The 19,541-nt window shown below is 73.5% G+C and carries 17 protein-coding genes; 13 read left to right on the forward strand and 4 right to left on the reverse strand.

Features of this window, described 5'->3' with window-relative positions:
* Positions 1-299 precede the first annotated feature (299 nt).
* From AB8O64_RS30310 to AB8O64_RS30320, 3 genes are all read left to right on the forward strand, one after another.
* Complete coding sequence (locus AB8O64_RS30310) at positions 300-1,376, forward strand: DMT family transporter (RefSeq protein ID WP_370422617.1); 1,077 nt, start codon at positions 300-302, stop codon at positions 1,374-1,376.
* 200 nt (positions 1,377-1,576) lie between these two features.
* The gene (locus AB8O64_RS30315; RefSeq protein ID WP_130881412.1) at positions 1,577-2,059 is read left to right on the forward strand and encodes an inorganic diphosphatase; all 483 of its coding nucleotides are present in this window, start codon (positions 1,577-1,579) and stop codon (positions 2,057-2,059) included.
* Between the two features lie 56 nt (positions 2,060-2,115).
* Positions 2,116-3,666 (forward strand): hypothetical protein, encoded by a 1,551-nt coding sequence (locus AB8O64_RS30320; protein WP_370422618.1) that lies wholly within the window; start codon positions 2,116-2,118, stop codon positions 3,664-3,666.
* Here AB8O64_RS30320 and AB8O64_RS30325 read toward each other — a convergent pair.
* The gene (locus AB8O64_RS30325) at positions 3,618-4,031 is read right to left on the reverse strand and encodes an SsgA family sporulation/cell division regulator (protein ID WP_370422620.1); all 414 of its coding nucleotides are present in this window, start codon (positions 4,029-4,031) and stop codon (positions 3,618-3,620) included. The two genes, AB8O64_RS30320 and AB8O64_RS30325, sit on opposite strands and share 49 nt — an antisense overlap.
* A gap of 237 nt (positions 4,032-4,268) precedes the next feature.
* Here AB8O64_RS30325 and AB8O64_RS30330 point away from each other — a divergent pair, with 237 nt between their 5' ends.
* Entirely contained in the window at positions 4,269-5,699 is a 1,431-nt protein-coding gene (locus AB8O64_RS30330; protein ID WP_370422621.1) for a sigma factor, read from the forward strand.
* A 30-nt stretch (positions 5,700-5,729) separates the two neighbouring features.
* Here AB8O64_RS30330 and AB8O64_RS30335 read toward each other — a convergent pair whose 3' ends face one another.
* Positions 5,730-6,908: a sensor histidine kinase gene (locus AB8O64_RS30335; protein WP_370422622.1), complete on the reverse strand. Its 1,179-nt coding sequence runs from the start codon at positions 6,906-6,908 to the stop codon at positions 5,730-5,732.
* A 151-nt stretch (positions 6,909-7,059) separates the two neighbouring features.
* On the opposite strand from AB8O64_RS30335, the gene AB8O64_RS30340 reads away from it, so the two are divergent.
* Positions 7,060-8,166 (forward strand): WD40/YVTN/BNR-like repeat-containing protein, encoded by a 1,107-nt coding sequence (locus AB8O64_RS30340; RefSeq protein ID WP_370422624.1) that lies wholly within the window; start codon positions 7,060-7,062, stop codon positions 8,164-8,166.
* Positions 8,167-8,182: 16 nt separating this feature from the next.
* Here AB8O64_RS30340 and AB8O64_RS30345 read toward each other — a convergent pair whose 3' ends face one another.
* On the reverse strand, positions 8,183-8,482 hold the full coding sequence (locus tag AB8O64_RS30345; RefSeq protein WP_356455038.1) for a YciI family protein: 300 nt from the start codon (positions 8,480-8,482) through the stop codon (positions 8,183-8,185).
* A gap of 84 nt (positions 8,483-8,566) precedes the next feature.
* On the opposite strand from AB8O64_RS30345, the gene AB8O64_RS30350 reads away from it, so the two are divergent.
* The 3 genes from AB8O64_RS30350 to AB8O64_RS30360 all read left to right on the forward strand — a co-directional run bounded on the left by AB8O64_RS30350 (position 8,567) and on the right by AB8O64_RS30360 (position 10,967).
* Positions 8,567-9,304, forward strand: coding sequence for an endonuclease V (locus AB8O64_RS30350; RefSeq protein WP_370422626.1), 738 nt, complete (start codon positions 8,567-8,569; stop codon positions 9,302-9,304).
* 194 nt (positions 9,305-9,498) lie between these two features.
* Positions 9,499-10,434, forward strand: coding sequence for a dihydrodipicolinate synthase family protein (locus AB8O64_RS30355; RefSeq protein ID WP_370424016.1), 936 nt, complete (start codon positions 9,499-9,501; stop codon positions 10,432-10,434).
* A gap of 95 nt (positions 10,435-10,529) precedes the next feature.
* Positions 10,530-10,967 (forward strand): hypothetical protein, encoded by a 438-nt coding sequence (locus AB8O64_RS30360; protein ID WP_370422627.1) that lies wholly within the window; start codon positions 10,530-10,532, stop codon positions 10,965-10,967.
* 58 nt (positions 10,968-11,025) lie between these two features.
* Here the strand turns inward: AB8O64_RS30360 and AB8O64_RS30365 are convergent, their stop codons facing one another.
* Positions 11,026-12,411: a glycosyltransferase family 2 protein gene (locus AB8O64_RS30365; RefSeq protein ID WP_370422629.1), complete on the reverse strand. Its 1,386-nt coding sequence runs from the start codon at positions 12,409-12,411 to the stop codon at positions 11,026-11,028.
* A 660-nt stretch (positions 12,412-13,071) separates the two neighbouring features.
* On the opposite strand from AB8O64_RS30365, the gene AB8O64_RS30370 reads away from it, so the two are divergent.
* The 5 genes from AB8O64_RS30370 to AB8O64_RS30390 all read left to right on the forward strand — a co-directional run bounded on the left by AB8O64_RS30370 (position 13,072) and on the right by AB8O64_RS30390 (position 19,469).
* On the forward strand, positions 13,072-13,449 hold the full coding sequence (locus tag AB8O64_RS30370) for an MmcQ/YjbR family DNA-binding protein (protein WP_370422630.1): 378 nt from the start codon (positions 13,072-13,074) through the stop codon (positions 13,447-13,449).
* Between the two features lie 181 nt (positions 13,450-13,630).
* Positions 13,631-14,764, forward strand: coding sequence for a CaiB/BaiF CoA transferase family protein (locus AB8O64_RS30375; RefSeq protein ID WP_370422631.1), 1,134 nt, complete (start codon positions 13,631-13,633; stop codon positions 14,762-14,764).
* Between the two features lie 2 nt (positions 14,765-14,766).
* A complete protein-coding gene (locus AB8O64_RS30380; RefSeq protein WP_370424018.1) occupies positions 14,767-15,909 on the forward strand; it encodes an acyl-CoA dehydrogenase family protein in 1,143 nt (380 codons plus the stop codon).
* A 79-nt stretch (positions 15,910-15,988) separates the two neighbouring features.
* Positions 15,989-17,203: an acetyl-CoA C-acetyltransferase gene (locus AB8O64_RS30385; protein ID WP_370422632.1), complete on the forward strand. Its 1,215-nt coding sequence runs from the start codon at positions 15,989-15,991 to the stop codon at positions 17,201-17,203.
* An 82-nt stretch (positions 17,204-17,285) separates the two neighbouring features.
* On the forward strand, positions 17,286-19,469 hold the full coding sequence (locus AB8O64_RS30390; protein ID WP_370422633.1) for a 3-hydroxyacyl-CoA dehydrogenase NAD-binding domain-containing protein: 2,184 nt from the start codon (positions 17,286-17,288) through the stop codon (positions 19,467-19,469).
* Positions 19,470-19,541: the final 72 nt, after the last annotated feature.

The following is a 19,541-nucleotide window of genomic DNA, read 5'->3' on the forward strand; positions in this document are numbered from 1 at the left end:
GACACCCTCGGACCCGGTGCCGCCCCCGCGGCATGGAAATTCATGGAGAGCAGACGGCGTACGTATGACGTCGATTCCGGATATTCCGGTTGAGAGGACGGGGAGAATTGGCCCTCGTGACCACCCGCGCCGGACACCTCCGACGGGAGTGACGGCGCCACCCTCCGTACTGCTCCGGTCCTCCATCGGGAGTAGGACCGAACCCGTACCCAGGGACGACGACGGCGGCGCCCCGCGCGAGGCATTGTTGGGGGTATGAACCGCGATGGGCACGATGGAACGGATGGGCGGGGCGTGGCGTGAGTGCACTCATGGTGTCGGTGCTGCTGTGCCTGATATCCGCCGCCGCCTACGCGGCCGCGGCCATCGCACAGGAGCGCGTCGCGGCCACGAGTGACGGCCTCACCTACGCGCCCCTGCGCCGCCCCGGCTGGTGGGGCGCCGTCGCGCTCACCGGCGTCGGCGCGGCGCTGCACGTGGTCGCCCTGGCGTTCGGACCGCTCAGCCTGGTGCAGCCGCTGGGCGCGCTGACCTTGGTGTTCGCCCTGCCGATGGCCGCCCTGCTCGTGCACCGGCCGGTCGGGGCCGCGGGATGGCGCGGGGCCGTCCTCGCGACCGTCGGCCTCGCGGGCCTGCTCTCCCTGACCGGCACCCCGCACCCCGAGTCCCTCGGCGGCGCCGAGCGGCCGGTGCTCGCGGCGGTCGTCCTGGCCGCCGTGGCCGCGCTCGTGCTCGCCGCGCACCGGATGCGCCGGCCGGTCGTACGGGGCGTGACCCTGGCGTCCGCGGCGGGTGCCGCCTTCGGTATCGCGTCCGTCTTCACCAAGGCGGCGGCCGAGGACTGGACCGACCGCGCGACGGGCTCCCTGCTGCCCACCCTCGGCATCATCGCGGTCCTCGCCACGGCGGGCCTGCTGCTGTCCCAAGCCGCCTACCGCGGGGCGGGGCTCGCGGCACCGCTCGCGACGGTGACCGTCGTCAACCCCGTGGTGGCCGCGGCGGTCGGCATCACGGTCCTCGGCGAGGGCTTCCGCTACGGGGCCGCCGGCGGCGTGCTGGCCGTCGTGGCGGGCGCCGTCGCCACGGCCGGGGTGGTCATGCTGACGCTGCGGGCCTCTCCTGCGGAGGGCTCCGCCGGTTCTGCTCCCGTGCCGTGCGGAACGGCGGCGCCTGGCTGTGAGTCGGTGTCCGAGCCCCGGCCGCCGGGTGGGGTGTCTCGTGCCGAGGGCAGTACTTCCGGCCCTGTGCCGTGCCGCGGCGCGTCCGTTTCGGCGCCCGGGTCCGAGCCCGACTCGATGCCCGTGCCCCGGCCTTCCGCCGCGCGGCCGGACGGCCGCTGCCTGGTTCCGTCGCGCTCCGCGCCGGAGGACGACTAGCCGTCTGCTGCGGTCTGCTGCCGTCCGGGGCCGGTCGCCGTGGTCACCCGCGGCCCCGGGCCGCTCCGCGCGTCCCGGTGCCTCCCGCCGTGGGAGGACGGGTTCCGCCCGGGGCCGACGGGTGGGGGCGCCTCCGAACCCCGGACAGGGCGTGGCCTGTCGGGCCACCATGGTGGCCCGACACCTACCGAGGAGCATCCGTGGACTTCGATGTCATCGTGGAGATCCCGCAAGGCAGCCGGAACAAGTACGAGATGGACCACGAGCGGGGGCGCATCCGGCTGGACCGGCTGCTGTTCACCTCGACCCGTTACCCCGCGGACTACGGATACATCGAAGGGACCCTCGGCGCCGACGGCGACCCGCTCGACGCCCTCGTCCTCGCGAGCGAGCCCACCTTCCCCGGCATCGTCGTCCGCTGTCGCGCGATCGGGATGTTCCGGATGCGCGACGAACAGGGCGAGGACGACAAGGTCCTGTGCGTGCCCGCCCAGGACCCCCGGCACGAGCACCTGCGGGACCTGCGGCACCTGCCGGAGTTCGACCGGCTGGAGATCCAGCACTTCTTCGAGGTCTACAAAGAGCTCGAACCCGGCAAGTCCGTCGACGGCGCCTGCTGGGCCGACCGCACCGCCGCCGAGGCCGAGATCGCCGCCTCCCGGCTCCGGGCCGAACGGCCCTGACACCGCCCCGCCGTTCGAACGACCCGCGCCGGGCGTGGATGCGGTAGAAGAGGACCATGGCCACCACCGAGCGCGTCACCGAGCCCGTACCCACCCGGCCGGTCCGCCGTGATCCGCGCCTGGCGGCCGTCGCGCTCGGCTACGCGGTGCTGCAACTGTGCTTCGCCGTGGCGCACATGGAGCTCGGCTGGGACGAAAGCGTCTACCTCTCGCAGGTCGACCCCCACAACCCGGCCGCCTACTTCAGCGCCCCGCGCTCACGCGGCGTCAGCTTCCTCGTCGCGCCCGTCATCGTCCTCACCTCCTCCACCCTCGCCCTGCGCCTGGTGCTGGTGCTCCTCTCCTCCGCCGCGCTGTACGCGGCGTTCAAGGTGTGGGAGCCACTGCTCGGGCGGGGGCGGCCGGCGCTCGCGGCGCTGCTCCTCGCCGGACTGTGGATCACCGTGCTCAGCGGCCCGGAGGTCATGCCGAACCTCTGGGTCGCGCTCGCGGCCGTCGCCGCCGTCGGCTGGTTCCTGCGCGCCCACCACGACGTCACCGACCGGGGCACCGCCCTGGCCGGTGTCGTCATCACCCTCGCCGCCGCCACCCTCTTCCGCGCCCACGACGGGGTCTGGCTGGCCCTGCCCCTGCTGGCCGGCTGCGCGGCCGTACGGGCCTGGCGCCGGCCCGGCACCGTGGCCGCCGTCCTCGGCGGACTCGCGCTCGGCGGTGCCCAGTGGGCCGTCGAGGCGTACGTGCGCTTCGGCGGCATCGCCCACCGGCTGGCTCTGTCCAGCGACACCGAAGGTGGCATGGGCGCGCACCTCGGCGCCGGGTTCCGGGCCGCCTACCGCGCGCTCAACGGCCCGCAGCTGTGCCGGCCCTGCCGGATCGCGGGGCCGTCGCTCACCCACTCGCTGTGGTGGCTGCTGCTCCCCGTCGTCGCCGCCACCGCCTGCGCCCTCGCGCTGCGGGCCCGCCGGCGCGCGGAGGAGGGGGCGGCCGTCACCCTGCTGCCCGTCGCCTGCGCGCTCGGCCTCGCCCTGCCCTATCTGCTGCTCCTCGACTACTCCGCCCCCCGCTTCCTGCTTCCCGCTTACGCCCTGCTCGCCCTGCCCGTGGCCGGTCTCGCCGCCCGGGTCGTGCGTTCGGTGCGTACCACCGGGCGGCGGTACGCCGTGACCGCCGTGCTGTGCGCGGTGCTCGTCGCCCATCTCTCGGTGCAACTGGAGGAGTTGAGGGTGAACACGGCCGACGCCCGTGACACCGCCGTCCGTTACCGTCGCGCGGCGGAGGCGCTGCGCCGCCTCGGCATCGAACCGCCCTGCCTCGTGACCGGCCCGCGCGCGCAGCCCATCGCCTACGCGGCGGGGTGCGTGTCCGCCCAGACCGCGGGCAACAACCGCTCGACCACCGCCGCCGACATCGTCCGCACCTCGGGGCGCGAGCCGACGGCCGTCCTCTTCGACCCCCGCGACGGCCATCTGCCGTCCTACGCCCGCGACTGGCTGCCCCGGCCGCTGCCGGGCACCGGCTGGGTCGCGTACGTCCCGTGGGCGCCGCCGGGACCGCCCGGTCAGGCCTCCCGCAGCAGCGCGGCGAGGTCGCTGTCCACGTCGAGGTGACCCGCCTCGGTGCCCGCGGGCACCAGCTCGTACGAACGCCCCAGGAAGAGGCGGAGTTCGGCGGTGTCGAGCTGGACCATGGCCACGCCCTCCCGCGCGTGGAACTCCAGCACCGTACGGTCCGCGCCGCACGGCCACACCTGGACGTCCCCGCAGCCTGTCGAGGTGTTGAGGCCGGTCGCCAGCAGCTCGCGGGCGAAGGTCCACTCGACCTCCGCACCGTCGAGGGAGGCGGCGGGCGGAAAGGCGATGTGCACGGCGAAGGGATCGGCGCGCTCGTAGCGCAGCCGCGCGGGAACGGCGCGGGCCGGCGGGGCCGAGACGATGAGCCGGGCCTGGACGGCCTGGTCGATGAGAGTGGACAACGCCTGCTCCCTTGCGCTTGATTCCGGGTGGTGCGGGTCCTTGCCTCTTCGGCTGGAGAGACGGGATATCGATCGTCCTCGTGCACATGAATCGAGCGTGAGCTGCGTCACTGCCCTTGGATGGGGGAGACATTTGCCATCTACGCTTGCGAACTCTAGGTAATGCCTCCAAGGGCGGGCGGACCTGCAGAGAAGCCGCCCGCCCGCGGCGAGGCACCGACAGGAGTACGCACCACGATGACCGACCGTTCGACAGCGCCGGGAGCGGCCGACTACACGCGGCTCTACGAGCGCGAACACCCGCGGCTCGTGGCCTACGCACGCACCCTCACCGCCGACTCCTGGGCCGCCGAGGACCTCGTGGCCGAGGCTCATTTCCGGGTCTGGCGCCGGCTGCGGGACGGGCACGACATCGACAATGTGTCCGCCTACCTCACGACCACCGTGAAGAACCTCGCCACCACCGTGGGGCGGGCGACGCGTGAGATCCCGCAGGACCCGGTGGACGGGCCCGCCTGGCCGGACGTGCCGGCCACGACCGGCTCCGACCCCTTCCAGCGCGTCGCCTACGTCGAACTGCTCGCGAAGGTCCTCGGCCAGCTGCCCCGCCGCTGGGTCACCGCGCTCTGGCTGGCGGAGGCCGAGGGGCAGCCGCTGGAGACGGTCGGCCGGCGCATCGGCGCCGGGCGCGGCGCCACGGCCGTCCTGCTGCACCGGGCCCGGGAGGGCATGCGCCAGGCGTTCCTGCGCACCCTGCCGGGTGCCCCGGAACGCGCGGCGTGCGGGAAGCACTGGGAGCGCATGCCGGCGTGTGTCCGGGGCGTGGCCCCGGCCCGGCAGTCCGACGGGCTCGACGCGCACGTCGCCGACTGCCCCGACTGCCGGGCCCGGTTGGCCCTGCTGACCCGGGCCAATCACCGGCTGCCCGCCCTCGTCGGTCCGGCGCTGCTGGTGCTGTTCGCCGGCGGCGCGGGGAAGTTCCTGCTGCCGGTGGCGGGCGCGGCGGGTGCGGCCGGTGCGGCGCAGGGCGGTTCGGGCGGTACGGGATCGGGCGCGCTCAAGTCCGTGGGTCAGCTGCTGCGTGGCGGGACGGGGCAGGGCGGTCCCGTCGCGGCGGGCGCGGCCGGGGCGGGCGTGCTGGCGGTGGCGGGCGCGGTCGTCGCGGGTATCGCGCTGGCCGCCGGCACCGGATCCGGGTCGCGGCCAGAAGCCGCGGCCCCGGCCGTGACGGCGTCGGCGCGAAGCGGTTCGCCGGGGCCTGGGCGCTCCGCGGAGGCGACGGGGCAGCCGGGGCAGACAGGGCGGCCGGGGCGGCCGGGGCGGCCGGGAGGGGAAGCGCCGTCGGCGCCCGCCTCACCGGCTCCCGGGGCGACGGGACGGCAGACGGCGGCTGTGCCCGCGCCCTCCGTCACGGCTGTCCCGCGCACGGCCACGCCAACGGCGCCCCCGGTCGTCCGGCCGCCCGGTCCGTCCCCCACGGCGGTGTCCGCGCCGACGGTCGCGGCACCCACCCGGTCCCAGGCTCCCGCCCCGACCCCGACGGTCGCCCCGTCGACCACCCCGCCGCCGACCCCGAGCCCCACGCGGGTACCGACCCCGTCTTCCTCGCCCACCCGTCACTGCCTGGAGTGGGGCGCCGGGCACTGGACGATCTGCTGGTACGGCTGAGCTCGGCCACATCAAGCCGCAGGCGGCAAGCTACGGGCGTACCGGCAGCGCTGCCAGGACCTCCCAGCCACCGCCCGGAACCGGCCCCGCCGTCAACGTGCCGCCGATCGCGTCGGCCCGCTCGGTGAGGCCGACGAGGCCGAGACCGCCGCTGTCCTCGGGCGTGCGGTGCGGCTGCCGCCCCGGGGCGGCGCCGTCGTCGTGCACGGACACGAAGAGGCGGTGGCCGGCCCGGCGCAGGGTGACGCGGACGGCCGAGGCACCGGGGCTGTGCCGGGCCACATTGGCGAGGGCCTCGCCGACGATGCGGTGCACGGACGCCGCCAGTTCGGGGGCGAGGCCCGCGTCGAAACAGGGGTCGACGTGCAGGGTGACCCGCGGGGCGCCCGGGTTCGTCCGGTGGAAGCCGTCGACCAGCTCCGTCAGCCCGCCCGCCCCGGGCAGCGGCTCGCGGTGGGGCTGGTCCTGGTGCAGGACGCGCAGCAGCCGCCGGGCCGTTGTCATCGCCTCGTCACCGGCCTCCTCGATGTCCCGCAGGGACGCGGCGACCCGCTCGTCCTCCGCCAGTGAGCCGGTGGCGCGCGCCAGCAGGGTCATCGCGGCGACGTGATGGGAGACGAAGTCGTGCAACTCGCCCGCCAGCTCCAGCCGTTCGGCGTCGCGCGCGGCGGCCACCGCCTCGGCGCGCTCGGCGTCCCGGTAGCGCAGACACAGGCCCAGCGCGGCGACCCCGGCCACGACGAGGGCGTGGACGACGACGGTGGTGCCGACAGTGTTCGCGTCCCGCACGGGCGCGGCGAGCACCCCGGCGGCCAGTGCGACACCCAGTGGCAGCGCGGCCCGTACCGGAACGCGCCAGGCGACGAGTGCCAGCAACGTCAGCAGCGCCGCGCTCTCGGCGAATCCCCAGACCGGCACATGCACCCCGAAGGCCAGCAGACAACCGGTCGCCGACCACGACACCCCGGCGGCCGCCAGGGCCCGTACGGGCAGTCCCGCCCACGGCAGCACGCACAGGGCGACCAGCAGCCCCGCGACCCACACCACCAGGTGCGCGTGGCCCCCGTTCGGAAAGTCCGCGGCCTCCCGGCTCAGCCACCATCCCTCGATCAGCCACAGACCGCACAGGGCGGCCGCCGGCCATCGGTGCCGTCGACGCGGGGGCCCGAGGGGAGTACCGAAAGAGGACGGCAGGGGGATGGGGGTCATGCGTTTCACGCTAGGCGCGCCCGCCGGGCCCCGGATCGCCCGTCCAGCCACTCCCGATCGGTCAAAAGGATGAAACTTGGACTGTTTCCTTCGGTAACAGCACCATGGACGAGCCGCTCCCGGTCGGCTAGCTTCCCGCCCTATGAGGCGGATGGGGAAGTCGACAAGAGGATTACTCGCCGGGATCTGTGGGGTGGCGCTCGCCGTCGTGGGCACCGCGCCCGCCCACGGCGCCGCACGCGCCGCGCACGGCGACGGTGGCCCGCGGCAGCCGGCCTGGGAGACGAAGAGCAGCGGATCCGACGCGCGGTTCCGCGGACTCGCGGCCGTGAGCCGCAGCACCGCGTGGGTGGCGGGCACCAAGGGGACCGTGCTGCTCACCCGCGACGGGGGACGCCGCTGGCGCGACGTCTCACCGCCCGGCGCGGGCGCGCTGGAATTCCGGGACGTGGAGGCCTTCGACGGGCGCCGCGCGGTCGTCCTGGCGATCGGCGAGGGCGAGGCCTCGCGCGTCTTCCGCACGGACGACGGCGGCACCACCTGGACGGAGAGCTTCCGCAACACCGACCCGAAGGCCTTCTACGACTGCCTCACGTTCTTCGACACCCGCCGCGGCATCGCCCTCGGCGACCCCGTGGACGGGAAGTTCCGGATCCTCGCGACCGACGACGGCGGGCGCCGCTGGCGGGTGCTGCCCTCGGCCGGCATGCCCGCCGCCCTGCCCGGCGAGGCGGCGTTCGCCGCGAGCGGCCAGTGCGTGGTCGGCGCCGACGCGCGCGCCGGATCCCACGCGTGGTTCGCCACCGGCGGCGGCGCGACGTCCCGCGTCTTCCACTCGGCCGACCGCGGCCGCACCTGGACGGTCACCGACACGCCCCTGCCCGCCGGCGACCCCGCGCGCGGCGTCTTCGGGCTCGCCTTCCGCGACCGCGCGCACGGGCTGGCCGTCGGCGGTGACTACCGTGCCGGGCAGCCGTCGGCGCGCGCCGCGGCCGTCAGCGGCGACGGCGGCACGACCTGGACGCCCGCGGGCCGGCCACCGGCCGCCTACCGCTCCGGCGTGGCCTGGCTGCCGCACAGCCGGTCCGCCGCCCTCGCCGTCGGACCGACCGGCAGCGAGTTCAGCACGGACGCGGGCCGCACCTGGCGCGCCTTCGACCCCGGCTCGTACGACACGGTCGACTGCGCCCCCGACCGCGGCTGCTGGGCGGCGGGGGAGAAGGGGCGGATCGCCCGCCTCGCCCGGCCGGGCCGCTGACCGCGACCGGCGGGGCTCAGGAAGGCAGTTCCTGCCGGTAGGACTCCAGCGGCGGGGCGGTCTTCGTCGCGAGGAACTCCGTGACCGAGTACTCGCACACCCCCGCCACGGTGAACGGGTCGCTCTCCACGATCTCCTCGATCTTCGACCGGTCGTCACCGAGGGCGATGATGACCCCGCCGTCGCGCGGCACCTTGCGGCCGGAGGCGATGAAGACACCGGACGCGTAGTGCGCGTCCAGCCAGGCGATGTGCTCGGCGAGGGCGGCCTCGACGCGCTCGACGGGGGCGATGTAGGTCAGCTCCAGTACAAACATGATCAACAGGCTACGCGCCCGGGGCGTCCACGGCCCGCCCCGGCAGCCCGGCGCGCCCGCCCCTCGATTAACGTGACCCGCACTATGACCACTGCGCACCTTGACCACGGCGGCCGCGAGAACCTGCCGGGCGACTGGCCGACGACGGAGGCGGAAGCGCTCGCCGTCCAGGACGAGTTGCGCGGCCGGGTCGTGACGGACGAGGCGGGGCCGCCGCCGGGGGAACCGCTGGTGGTCGTCGGCGTGGACGTGGCCTACGACGACGAGCGGGACGTCGTCGCGGCGGCGGCCGTCGCGCTCGACGCGCAGACGCTCGACGTCGTCGAGGAGGCCACGGCGGTCGGCCGCGTGGCCTTCCCCTACGTGCCGGGCCTGCTGGCCTTCCGCGAGATCCCCACCGTGCTCGCGGCCCTCGACCGGCTCACCGTCACCCCCGGCCTGGTCGTCTGCGACGGCTACGGGCTCGCCCACCCCCGCCGCTTCGGCCTCGCGGCCCACCTGGGCGTCCTCACCGGCCTGCCCACGATCGGGGTCGCCAAGAACCCCTTCACCTTCACCTACGCCCCACCCGGCCCGCGCCGCGGTGACACGTCCGCGCTCCTGGACGGCGACGAGGAGGTGGGCCGCGCCCTGCGCACCCAGGACGGCGTGAAGCCGGTCTTCGTCTCCGTCGGCCACCGGGTGAGCCTCGACCACGCCTGCGCCCACGCCCTGCGCCTGGCCCCCGCTTTCCGTCTCCCCGAAACCACCCGCGCGGCGGATTCCCTCTGCCGCCGGGCGCTGTCGGAGGCGGGGGAGTCAGGGCGGAGTGCGGGCACCTGACGGCCCGCGGACCGTGGCCGCCCTCGTGCGGGCGCGCCGCGGGGCGGCGGCTTCCCCTACGCTGCCCCGGCCGCGCGCAGCGCCGGCGCGGCCTTGACACCCCAGGGGCGCTGAGACAGATTCGGGCGCGGAAGCGGCGATCCGCCGTGTCCGGATCGCTCGCCCGTTCCCTCCCGTCGAAGGCCGGTTCCGCGATGCGTCTGCCCAGCCCCCTCTCCGGCGTCGTCCCTCCGCTGTGCACTCCGCTCACCCCATCGGGCGACATCGACACCCGCTCCCTCGCCTCCCTCGTCGAACACGTCCTCACCGCGGGTGCCACCGCTGTCTTCGCCCTCGGTTCCAGCGGGGAGACCGCCTATCTGAGTGACGCCCAGCGCCGCACCGCGCTGCGGGCCACCGTCGACGCCGTCGCCGGCCGGGTCCCCGTGCTGGCCGGGGTGATCGACATGACCACCGCCCGTGTGCTCGACCAGGCCCGCGCCGCCGCCGCGCTCGGCGCGGACGGGCTCGTCGCCACCGTGCCCTTCTACTCGCACCCCCACCCGGCCGAGGCCGCCACCCACTTCCGTCGTATCCGCGACGGGGTGGACCTGCCGCTCCTCGCCTACGACATCCCGTCCGCCGTCCACACCAAGCTCGCCGCCGCCACCGTCCTCGCGCTCGCCGAGGACGGCACCCTCGCCGGGCTCAAGGACAGCAGCGGCGACGGCGGGGCGCTGCGTCGTCTGCTGGTCGCCCTGCGCGGCCGTGGCCTCGCCGACCGTTTCTCCGTGCTGACCGGCTCCGAACTCACCGTCGACGCCGCCCTGCTGGCGGGCGCCCACGGCGTCGTCCCCGGGCTGGGCAACGTCGACCCGGCCGGGTACGTACGGCTGTACGGGCACGCGCGCGCCGGCCGCTGGGCCGAAGCGGCGGGCGAACAGGACCGGCTCGCCGCGCTGTTCGCGCTCGCCGAGACGGGCGACCCCGCGGTCATGGGCGGCAGCTCCTCCGCCCTCGGCGGGTTCAAGGCCGCCCTGCATCTGCTCGGCGTCATCGACTGCCCGGCCACGGCCGTCCCCCAGACACCTCTCCCCGACGCCGCCGTGCGGTCCGTACGCCGGTACCTGGAGGAAGGCGGGCTCCTGTGAGCGCGGCGGGCCCGACGCCGCCCCGGCGTTAATTCGCTTTGCGCCCGTCGGCCCGGCCGCTACCGTCACCGACATGATCACTTACCGAAAGTCCCATGCCGCGTAAGCCGCCTGCCCGGATCCGCCCCGGGCTGCCGAGAACACCGCGCCATCACGACCGGCCCGGTCGCGTCGTCCCCGGGCTCTCCGCCCCCGCCCAGCGGCAGACGGCCGCCTACGAAAACGTCCACGACCGCCCCGGCGGCATCGCCGACGCCGTCACCTCCTGGTCCCGTACCGTCCACGGAATGCGACGGCACGCCGCTGAGGAGGACTGGAACGGCGACGTGAACTGGCCCTGCTGCTTCACGAGCCATGAGGCGCGCGTCCTCCTGGAGGAGGCCCTCCACGCCCTTCCGCCACGCGCCGCGCGGGAACTGCGCGCGGTGGTCGAGCCGCTGGACGCGCTGTTCCTCGACCGGGTCCTCCCCGACCCGCGCCACAGTGACGCCCCCGACTGGTGGACCTACACACACCACCGAAAGCGCTACTGACGCGACGTGCCGCGCCGCCCTGGCCGACCGGGCACAGCGCCGGTTACCGCGGCACAGCCTACGTTTCCACGGCGGCCGTGCCCTGGTGCGCCTCCGCGTTGCGGCGGGTCTTCGACCATGTGCTGCGGCCTCGGAGGATGCGGAAGAACGCCCGCCATGAGGTGACGTAGAAGAGCACAACGATGTAGACGGCGTAGGCCAGGCCGTATCCGATCGCTCCGCGCAGGCCGGTGGCCGGCTCGCAGCGCCAGATGTAGAGCGGACCCCAGGTGGCCAGCGGTGTCATCCCGAGCAGCATGTACAGCACCAGGCCGCCGCCGGTCGACCATGCGGGAGCAGCCGCCGGGGAGACGCCGGGGTTGGCGGCGTCGCAGGCGAGGATTCCCAAGGGGGCCAGAAACGCGAAGGTTCCGAAGAGCTGGATCCACGGCGCCAGCAGGAAGTAGCCGACTTCGAGCTTGCCGGCTTTGGGCAGGTGGCGGCAGTTCCACAGCCGTGGGAGGTAGCGGCAGCACTGCATGGTGCCTTGGCCCCACCGGGTGCGCTGGGTGATCAGCCGCCGCAGGCTGGGCAGCCCTTCCTGATCGACGTAGGTGTCGGGCGTGTACGCGGTGCGGTGCCCGGTGAGGAGGAGGTGGACGCTCAGCTCGTAGTCCTCCAGCAGGGAGCCGCCCCACGGCTGCCCGTACTGCCGCCGTACGGTGTCCAGGGCGCGGAGCCGGGTGAACTGCCCGTTGCCGCCCAGGGCCACTGTCCTGGTGTGCCGGCGGGTCAGCTGGATCGCTGAGATCGGCACCCGGAATTCGAGGTCCTGCATACGTACCAGCGCCTGGCCGAGAGCGTTGACCAGCCGGCCACGGCGCGGGAACGGGCGGGCGTTGTCCCGGTTGACCATGCGCACGATGACCTGTACCGAGCTCACCTCCGGGTTGCCGAAGAGGTGGTCGGCGGCGCACATGTCGAGGCAGTCCACGGCTGGTCGGCCGTCGGCGTCGATGACCCCGACGATCACCCGGGACCGGTCGGTGTCCGCCGGCAGCCATCGGTCCAGTGCCCGGTAGGCGGCGTTGAGCGCCCCTCCCTTGCCGGTCCGTGCCTCGGGCAGCCGCCGGGACACCAGGTGCACCCGGCTGTCGGCCTCCGCCACCGAGCGGACCGTCCGTGCCGTGCCGTCCACACTGGCGTCGTCGATGACCCAGACGTGGGCGTGGGGAAAGCCGGCCCGAAGATGGGCGATCGTGGCGCCGATGACCGCTTCCTCGTCACGGCAGGGCACGAACAGATGCCAGGCGAAGTCCCTCGCGTCACCCGGCGGCCGCGGCGCGTGCCGGACATAGGGCACCGAGATCAACACGACATAGGTAATGAACACGATGCTCAACAGCAGTGCGACGGGGTGCATGACATCGATGAACGCCGTGAGTGCCTGCTTCGGTGCGTCCACCGGCTCACCCGGCCCTGACCCTGTAGGCCACGGCGGCCAGGGCCCGCGCCCGGGCGAAGCGATGACCCCGGTCGCAACAGCCGGGAGCTGGACAGCGGTAGCGGCAGCCGACCCTTGTTTTCACCAGCCGGCATCTCCTCGCAGAAGCGGAACCAGATCACTCACATCATGAGCCGGATCCCGCTCGGCATCCTGCCCAGCACCGGAATTCATCAGTACGAAGGGCACAACCGCGCACACATCCGCCCCATGGCGGGCTTGACGAAGCACCCGCCGACGACTGGTCCACCTTCACTTCACCGGCGGCACCCGCCGCGGATCCAGCCCCCGCGCCTCCCTCGCGCGGATATTTCGGGGCACGCTCCAGCGCGGCCTTCTGGCCCCAGGACGGCGATGGCGCGGGTGGTCCTTGAGGCGGGCGATGCCGTGCTCGGCCCGCGCCCGCCGCTTGGCGAAGGGTGAACTGCCTGTTGACGCTGCGACGGTAGTTCTTCTCACATACCGTGTCGTAGGTCAGCTCATTCGGTGACGGGAGGTGACGGCGGTGCATGCTGTCCGGCCCGGGAAGTTCCGGGGGAAGGACAAGGCCCCACGCCGGAGCGCCCGGTCCCCGCACCGCGTACCGCGACGCGTAAGAACAGCCCCCGACCGGAGGACCCCATGCCGGCATCCCCAGCCCCCCTCACCGCGCGCGCGAAGGTCCGTGACTTCGCGCTCGGACTCCCGGGATCCGTCGAGGAGTTCCCGTGGGAGGACGACGCCGTCATCAAGGTCAATAAGAAGATCTTCGTCTTCCTGGGGGCCGAGGGGAACACCGAGAGCCCCGGCATCAGCGTCAAGCTCAAGGACGAGGAGACCCACGGGCACGCCCTCGCCGTGCCCGGAGCCGCGCCCAGCGGGTACGGGCTCGGGCGGTCGGGCTGGGTGTCCGTGCCGCTGACCGGCGGGACGCCCGTCGACCTGCTCTGCGACTGGGTCGAGGAGAGCTACCGGACCATCGCCCCCAAGAGACTGATCGCCCAGCTCGACGCGGGCTGAGCCCGTCTCCCGTGCCCCCCGCCCGATCCCGCCGACGCCCCGGTCAAGTGCCGCCGCGGCAGCGGGATTTTGGCGTCCGGCGGAACACTCCCGGGGGCTTGTGGAAAGTGGAACACGTTCTTAACATCGCGAGTGTTACAGCAGTTGTGTCACAAGAGGTCGTCACGGGACTGGGGTCTGGATGGCAGCGTCAGGGAACGGCCCGCTCACCGGGGTGCGCGTCGTCGAGCTCGCGGGCATCGGGCCGGGCCCGTTCGCGGCCATGCTCCTCGCCGATCTCGGCGCCGACGTCGTCCGTGTCGACCGCCCCGGCGGTCCGGGGCTCGCCATCGACCCCGACCACGACATCGCCAACCGCAACAAACGCTCCGTCGTCGTCGACCTCAAGACCGAGCACGGCCCGGCGACGGTGCTCGACCTCGTCGAACGGGCCGACGTGCTGCTGGAGGGCTACCGCCCCGGCGTCGCCGAGCGGCTCGGTGTCGGCCCCGACACCTGCCTCGCCCGCAATCCCCGGCTCGTCTACGGACGGATGACCGGCTGGGGCCAGGAGGGCCCGCTCGCGCACACGGCCGGGCACGACATCGGCTACATCGCCGTCACCGGCGCCCTGGGCATGACCGGCCCGGCCGACGGCCCCCCGTACCCGCCCGGCAACCTCCTCGGCGACTACGCGGGCGGCTCCCTCTACCTCGTCATCGGCGTCCTCGCCGCCCTCCAGCACGCCCGCGGCACCGGCACCGGACAGGTCGTCGACGCCGCCATCGTCGACGGCGCCGCGCACCTCACCGCCATGATCCACGGCATGCTGGCGGCCGGCGGCTGGCAGGACCGGCGCGGGGCCAACCTCCTCGACGGGGGCGCGCCCTTCTACGGCACGTACGAGACGGCCGACGGCGGCCACATGGCGGTCGGCGCGCTGGAGCCCCGCTTCTACGCCGAGTTCGTCCGCCTGCTCGGCATCGAGGAGACCGCGCCCGCCCGCGACGACCTCGCCCGCTGGGGCGAGCTGCGTACCGCCATCGCCGACCGGTTCCGGCAGCGCACCCGCGCCGAGTGGACGGCCGTCTTCGAGGACTCGGACGCCTGTGTCGCGCCGGTGCTGTCGCTGCGCGAAGCCCCCGGCCACCCGCACCTCGCCGCGCGCGGCACCTTCATCGAGCACGCCGGTCTCGTCCAGCCGGCCCCCGCCCCGCGCTTCTCCGCCACCCCCGGATCCGTCCGCAGGCCGCCCGCGCGGCCCGGCGCCGATACCGCCGAGGTCGCCCGCGACTGGGACGTCCGCGGCCTTCTCAAGCCCCAGGAGGGCCCGTGACGATGCAGCGCCGGATCTTCACCGCCGACCACGAGGCGTTCCGCGAGACCGTGCGGGCGTTCCTCACCAAGGAAGTGACACCGCACTACGCCCGGTGGGAGGAGGACGGCGTCGTCTCCCGCGACGCCTGGCTCGCCGCCGGGCGGCAGGGGCTGCTCGGCCTCGCGGTGCCCGAGGAGTACGGCGGCGGGGGAGAGCCCGACTTCCGCTACAGCGCGGTGCTCACCGAGGAGTTCACCCGGGCGGGCGTCTCGGGGCTGGCGATCGGGCTGCACAACGACATCATCGGCCCGTATCTGACCTCGCTCGCCACCGACGAGCAGAAGCGCCGCTGGCTGCCCGGCTTCTGCACGGGCGAGACCGTCACGGCCATCGCCATGACCGAGCCGGGGGCCGGCTCCGATCTGCAGGGCATCCGCACCGCGGCCGAGGACCGGGGCGACCACTGGGTGCTGAACGGCTCCAAGACCTTCATCTCCAACGGCATCCTCGCCGACCTCGTCATCGTCGTCGCGAAGACCACGCCCGAGGGCGGGGCGAAGGGCCTCAGCCTGATCGTCGTCGAGCGGGGGGCCGAGGGCTTCGAGCGGGGCCGCAACCTCGACAAGATCGGCCAGAAGGCCCAGGACACCGCCGAGCTGTTCTTCCGTGACGTCCGCGTCCCCAAGGAGAACCTCCTCGGGGAACTGCACGGCGCGTTCGGGCATCTGATGACCAACCTGGCCCAGGAGCGGATGAACATCGCCGTCGCCGGGATCGCGGCGGCCGAGCATCTGCTGGAGATCACCACCGCGTACGTCAAGGAGCGCGAGGCGTTCGGCCGTCCGCTGGCGAAGCTCCAGCACATCCGCTTCGAGATCGCCGAGATGGCCACCGAGTGCGCCGTCACCCGCACGTTCCTGGACCGCTGTATCGAGGACCACGCCCGGGGCGGACTCGACGCCGTGCACGCCTCGATGGCCAAATGGTGGGCGACCGAGCTGCAGAAGCGGGTCGCCGACCGCTGTCTGCAACTGCACGGGGGATATGGCTATATGACCGAATACCGGGTCGCCAAGGCCTTCACCGACGGCCGGATCCAGACGATCTACGGCGGGACCACCGAGATCATGAAGGAGATCATCGGCCGGTCCCTGCTCTCCTGATCCGCCCGCGTGCCCCACAGCTCTCCACCGATACAGGGATCCCCCAGATCCCCCCTTTTTCCCCGAAAGGCTGCCGACCTTGAGCACCGAAGCGTTTGTGTACGACGCGATCCGCACCCCGCGCGGCCGCGGCAAGGCCAATGGGTCGCTGCACGGCACCAAGCCGATCGATCTCGTCGTCGGTCTGATCCACGAGATGCGCCGTCGCTTCCCGGATCTGGACCCGGCCGCCATCGACGACATCGTGCTCGGCGTCGTCAGCCCCGTCGGCGACCAGGGCTCCGACATCGCCAAGATCGCGGCCATCGCCGCCGGGCTCCCCGACACCGTCGCCGGTGTCCAGGAGAACCGCTTCTGTGCCTCGGGCCTGGAGGCCGTCAACCTCGCCGCCGCCAAGGTCCGCTCCGGCTGGGAGGACCTCATCCTCGCGGGCGGCGTCGAGTCGATGTCCCGTGTCCCCATGGCCTCCGACGGGGGCGCCTGGTTCGCGGACCCCATGACGAACTTCGACGTCAACTTCGTCCCCCAGGGCATCGGCGCCGACCTCATCGCCACCCTCGGCGGGTTCACCCGCCGCGACGTCGACACCTTCGCCGCCCGCTCCCAGGAGCGCGCCGCCGAGGCGTGGAAGGCCGGCCGCTTCGACCGCTCCGTCGTGCCCGTACGGGACCGCAACGGCCTCGTCGTCCTCGACCGGGACGAACACCTGCGCCCCGGCACCACCGCCGACTCCCTGAGCGCGCTGAAGCCCTCCTTCGCGGGCATCGGCGAGGCGGGCGGCTTCGACGCGGTGGCGCTCCAGAAGTACCACTGGGTGGAGAAGATCGACCACGTCCACCACGCGGGCAACTCCTCCGGCATCGTGGACGGTGCGGCCCTCGTCGCCATCGGCAACCGCGAGGTCGGCGAGCGCTACGGCATGGCGCCCCGCGCCCGCATCGTCTCCGCGGCCGTCTCCGGCGCCGACCCCACCATCATGCTCACCGGCCCCGCCCCGGCCACCCGCAAGGCCCTCGCCAAGGCGGGCCTGACCATCGACGACATCGATCTGATCGAGATCAACGAGGCGTTCGCCGCCGTGGTGCTGCGCTTCGCCCACGACATGGGCATCGGCCTGGAGAAGATCAACGTCAACGGCGGTGCCATCGCCCTCGGCCACCCCCTCGGTGCGACCGGCGCGATGCTGCTCGGCACGGTCGTCGACGAGCTGGAGCGCCAGGACAAGCGCTACGGCCTGATCACCCTCTGCGTCGGCGGCGGCATGGGCAGCGCGACGGTCGTCGAACGCCTCTAGCCTGCCGGCGGCTTCCCCCAGCGCCCCCACGTGCCCGCGCGCCGGCACGCCTTCGCCAATGGAACACCCTGGAGACTTCGACATGAGCGAGAGCACCACCATCCGCTGGGAGCAGAGCGGCGACGGCGTCGTCACCCTCGTCCTGGACGACCCGAACCAGTCGGCCAACACCATGAACGACGCGTTCCGGACGTCCCTCCGCGCGGTCGCCGACCGCCTCGAGGCCGAGCGCGCCTCGGTCACCGGCGTCATCGTCACCTCCGCGAAGAAGACCTTCTTCGCGGGCGGCGACCTCAAGGACATGATCAGGATCGGGCCCGCGCAGGCCCAGCAGGCCTTCGACGCGGGCATGGCCATCAAGCGTGACCTGCGCCGTATCGAGACCCTCGGGGTGCCCGTCGTCGCCGCGATCAACGGCGCCGCCCTCGGCGGCGGCTACGAGATCGCCCTCGCCTGCCACCACCGCGTCGCGCTCGACGCCCCCGGCACCAAGATCGGCCTGCCCGAGGTCACCCTCGGCCTGCTCCCGGCGGGCGGCGGCGTCACCCGCACGGTCCGGCTGCTCGGCATCACCGACGCGCTGCTGAAGGTCCTCCTCCAGGGCAAGCAGTACGACCCGCGCCGCGCCCTGGAGGCGGGGCTGATCCACGAGACCGCGGCCACCGGCGACGAACTGCTCGCCAAGGCCCGCGCCTTCGTCGCCGCCCACCCCGAGTCCCGGCAGCTCTGGGACGTCAAGGGATACAAAATTCCCGGCGGCACCCCCTCGAACCCCCGCTTCGCGGCCGACCTGCCCGCCTTCCCGGCGAGTCTGAAGAAGCAGCTCGCGGGCGCCCCCTACCCCGCCCCGCGCAACATCCTGGCCGCCGCCGTCGAGGGCTCCCAGGTCGACTTCGAGACCGCCCAGGTCATCGAGGCCCGCTACTTCACGGAGCTGGTCACCGGGCAGATCTCCAAGAACATGATCCAGGCCTTCTTCTTCGACCTCCAGGCCGTCAACGCGGGCCGCAGCCGCCCGCAGGGCACCGCGCCCCGCAAGGTCCGCAAGGTCGCCGTCCTCGGCGCCGGGATGATGGGCGCGGGCATCGCGTACTCCTGCGCCCGGGCCGGCATCGACGTGGTCCTCAAGGACGTCTCGCCCGAGGCCGCGGCCAAGGGCAAGGCCTACTCCGAGGGCCTGCTCGCCAAGGCGCTCTCCCGCGGCCGCACCACCGAGACGAAGCGCGACGAACTGCTCGCCCGGATCACCCCGACCGCCGACCCGCAGGACCTCGCGGGCTGTGACGCCGTCATCGAGGCGGTCTTCGAGGACCCGGCCCTCAAGCACAAGGTCTTCCAGGAGATCCAGCACATCGTCGAGCCCGACGCGCTGCTGTGCTCCAACACCTCCACCCTGCCCATCACCGCCCTGGCCGAAGGCGTCGAACGCCCGGTGGACTTCGTGGGCCTGCACTTCTTCTCGCCCGTCGACAAGATGCCACTGGTGGAGATCATCAAGGGTGCGCGGACCGGCGACGAGGCCCTCGCCCGCGCCTTCGACCTCGTCCGGCAGATCCGCAAGACGCCCATCGTGGTCAACGACTCGCGCGGCTTCTTCACCTCACGGGTCATCGGCCGGTTCATCAACGAGGGCGTGGCCATGATCGGGGAGGGCGTCGACGCCGCCTCCGTCGAACAGGCCGCCGCCCAGGCCGGCTACCCCGCCAAGGTGCTCTCCCTGATGGACGAGCTGACCCTCACCCTGCCGCGCCGGATCCGCGACGAGACGCGGCGCGCGGTCGAGGCCGCCGGCGGCACCTGGGCACCGCACCCCGCCGACGCCGTCATCGACCGCATGGTGGACGAGTTCGGCCGCACGGGCCGCTCCGGCGGCGCCGGGTTCTACGACTACGCCGACGGCAAGCGGACCGGCCTGTGGCCGGGCCTGCGCGAGCACTTCGGCCGGGACACCGAGCACGGCGGGGCGTTCCCGCCCGTGCCCTTCGAGGACATGAAGGACCGCATGCTCTTCTCCGAGGCGCTGGACACCGTCCGCTGCCTGGAGGAGAACGTCCTCACCTCCGTCGCCGACGCCAACATCGGCTCCCTGCTGGGCATCGGCTTCCCCGGCTGGACGGGCGGCGTACTCCAGTTCATCAACGGCTACGAGGGCGGGCTGCCCGGTTTTGTGGCCCGAGCCCGGGAGCTCCAGGCCGCCTACGGCGACCGCTTCGAGCCGCCCGCGCTGCTCGTGGAGAAGGCGGAACAGGGCGGCACGTTCCGCTGACGCCTTCCCCGGCACGTTCACGGTCGGTGCGGCAGGGCATGCGCGGTGATGGCGTGTCCGACATCGAGGGAA

Origin of the sequence: Streptomyces sp. QH1-20, from assembly GCF_041283565.1 — a bacterium.
GTDB lineage: Bacteria > Actinomycetota > Actinomycetes > Streptomycetales > Streptomycetaceae > Streptomyces > Streptomyces syringius.

Coding starts and splice junctions, on each gene's coding strand:
- AB8O64_RS30355 (WP_370424016.1), top strand. CDS start 9,499: ATGCGTCTGCCCAGCCCCCTCTCCGGCGTCGTCCCTCCGCTGTGCACT.
- AB8O64_RS30320 (WP_370422618.1), top strand. CDS start 2,116: ATGGCCACCACCGAGCGCGTCACCGAGCCCGTACCCACCCGGCCGGTC.
- AB8O64_RS30360 (WP_370422627.1), top strand. CDS start 10,530: ATGCCGCGTAAGCCGCCTGCCCGGATCCGCCCCGGGCTGCCGAGAACA.
- AB8O64_RS30390 (WP_370422633.1), top strand. CDS start 17,286: ATGAGCGAGAGCACCACCATCCGCTGGGAGCAGAGCGGCGACGGCGTC.
- AB8O64_RS30350 (WP_370422626.1), top strand. CDS start 8,567: ATGACCACTGCGCACCTTGACCACGGCGGCCGCGAGAACCTGCCGGGC.
- AB8O64_RS30335 (WP_370422622.1), bottom strand. CDS start 6,908: ATGACCCCCATCCCCCTGCCGTCCTCTTTCGGTACTCCCCTCGGGCCC.
- AB8O64_RS30380 (WP_370424018.1), top strand. CDS start 14,767: ATGCAGCGCCGGATCTTCACCGCCGACCACGAGGCGTTCCGCGAGACC.
- AB8O64_RS30345 (WP_356455038.1), bottom strand. CDS start 8,482: ATGTTTGTACTGGAGCTGACCTACATCGCCCCCGTCGAGCGCGTCGAG.
- AB8O64_RS30330 (WP_370422621.1), top strand. CDS start 4,269: ATGACCGACCGTTCGACAGCGCCGGGAGCGGCCGACTACACGCGGCTC.
- AB8O64_RS30370 (WP_370422630.1), top strand. CDS start 13,072: ATGCCGGCATCCCCAGCCCCCCTCACCGCGCGCGCGAAGGTCCGTGAC.
- AB8O64_RS30340 (WP_370422624.1), top strand. CDS start 7,060: ATGGGGAAGTCGACAAGAGGATTACTCGCCGGGATCTGTGGGGTGGCG.
- AB8O64_RS30375 (WP_370422631.1), top strand. CDS start 13,631: ATGGCAGCGTCAGGGAACGGCCCGCTCACCGGGGTGCGCGTCGTCGAG.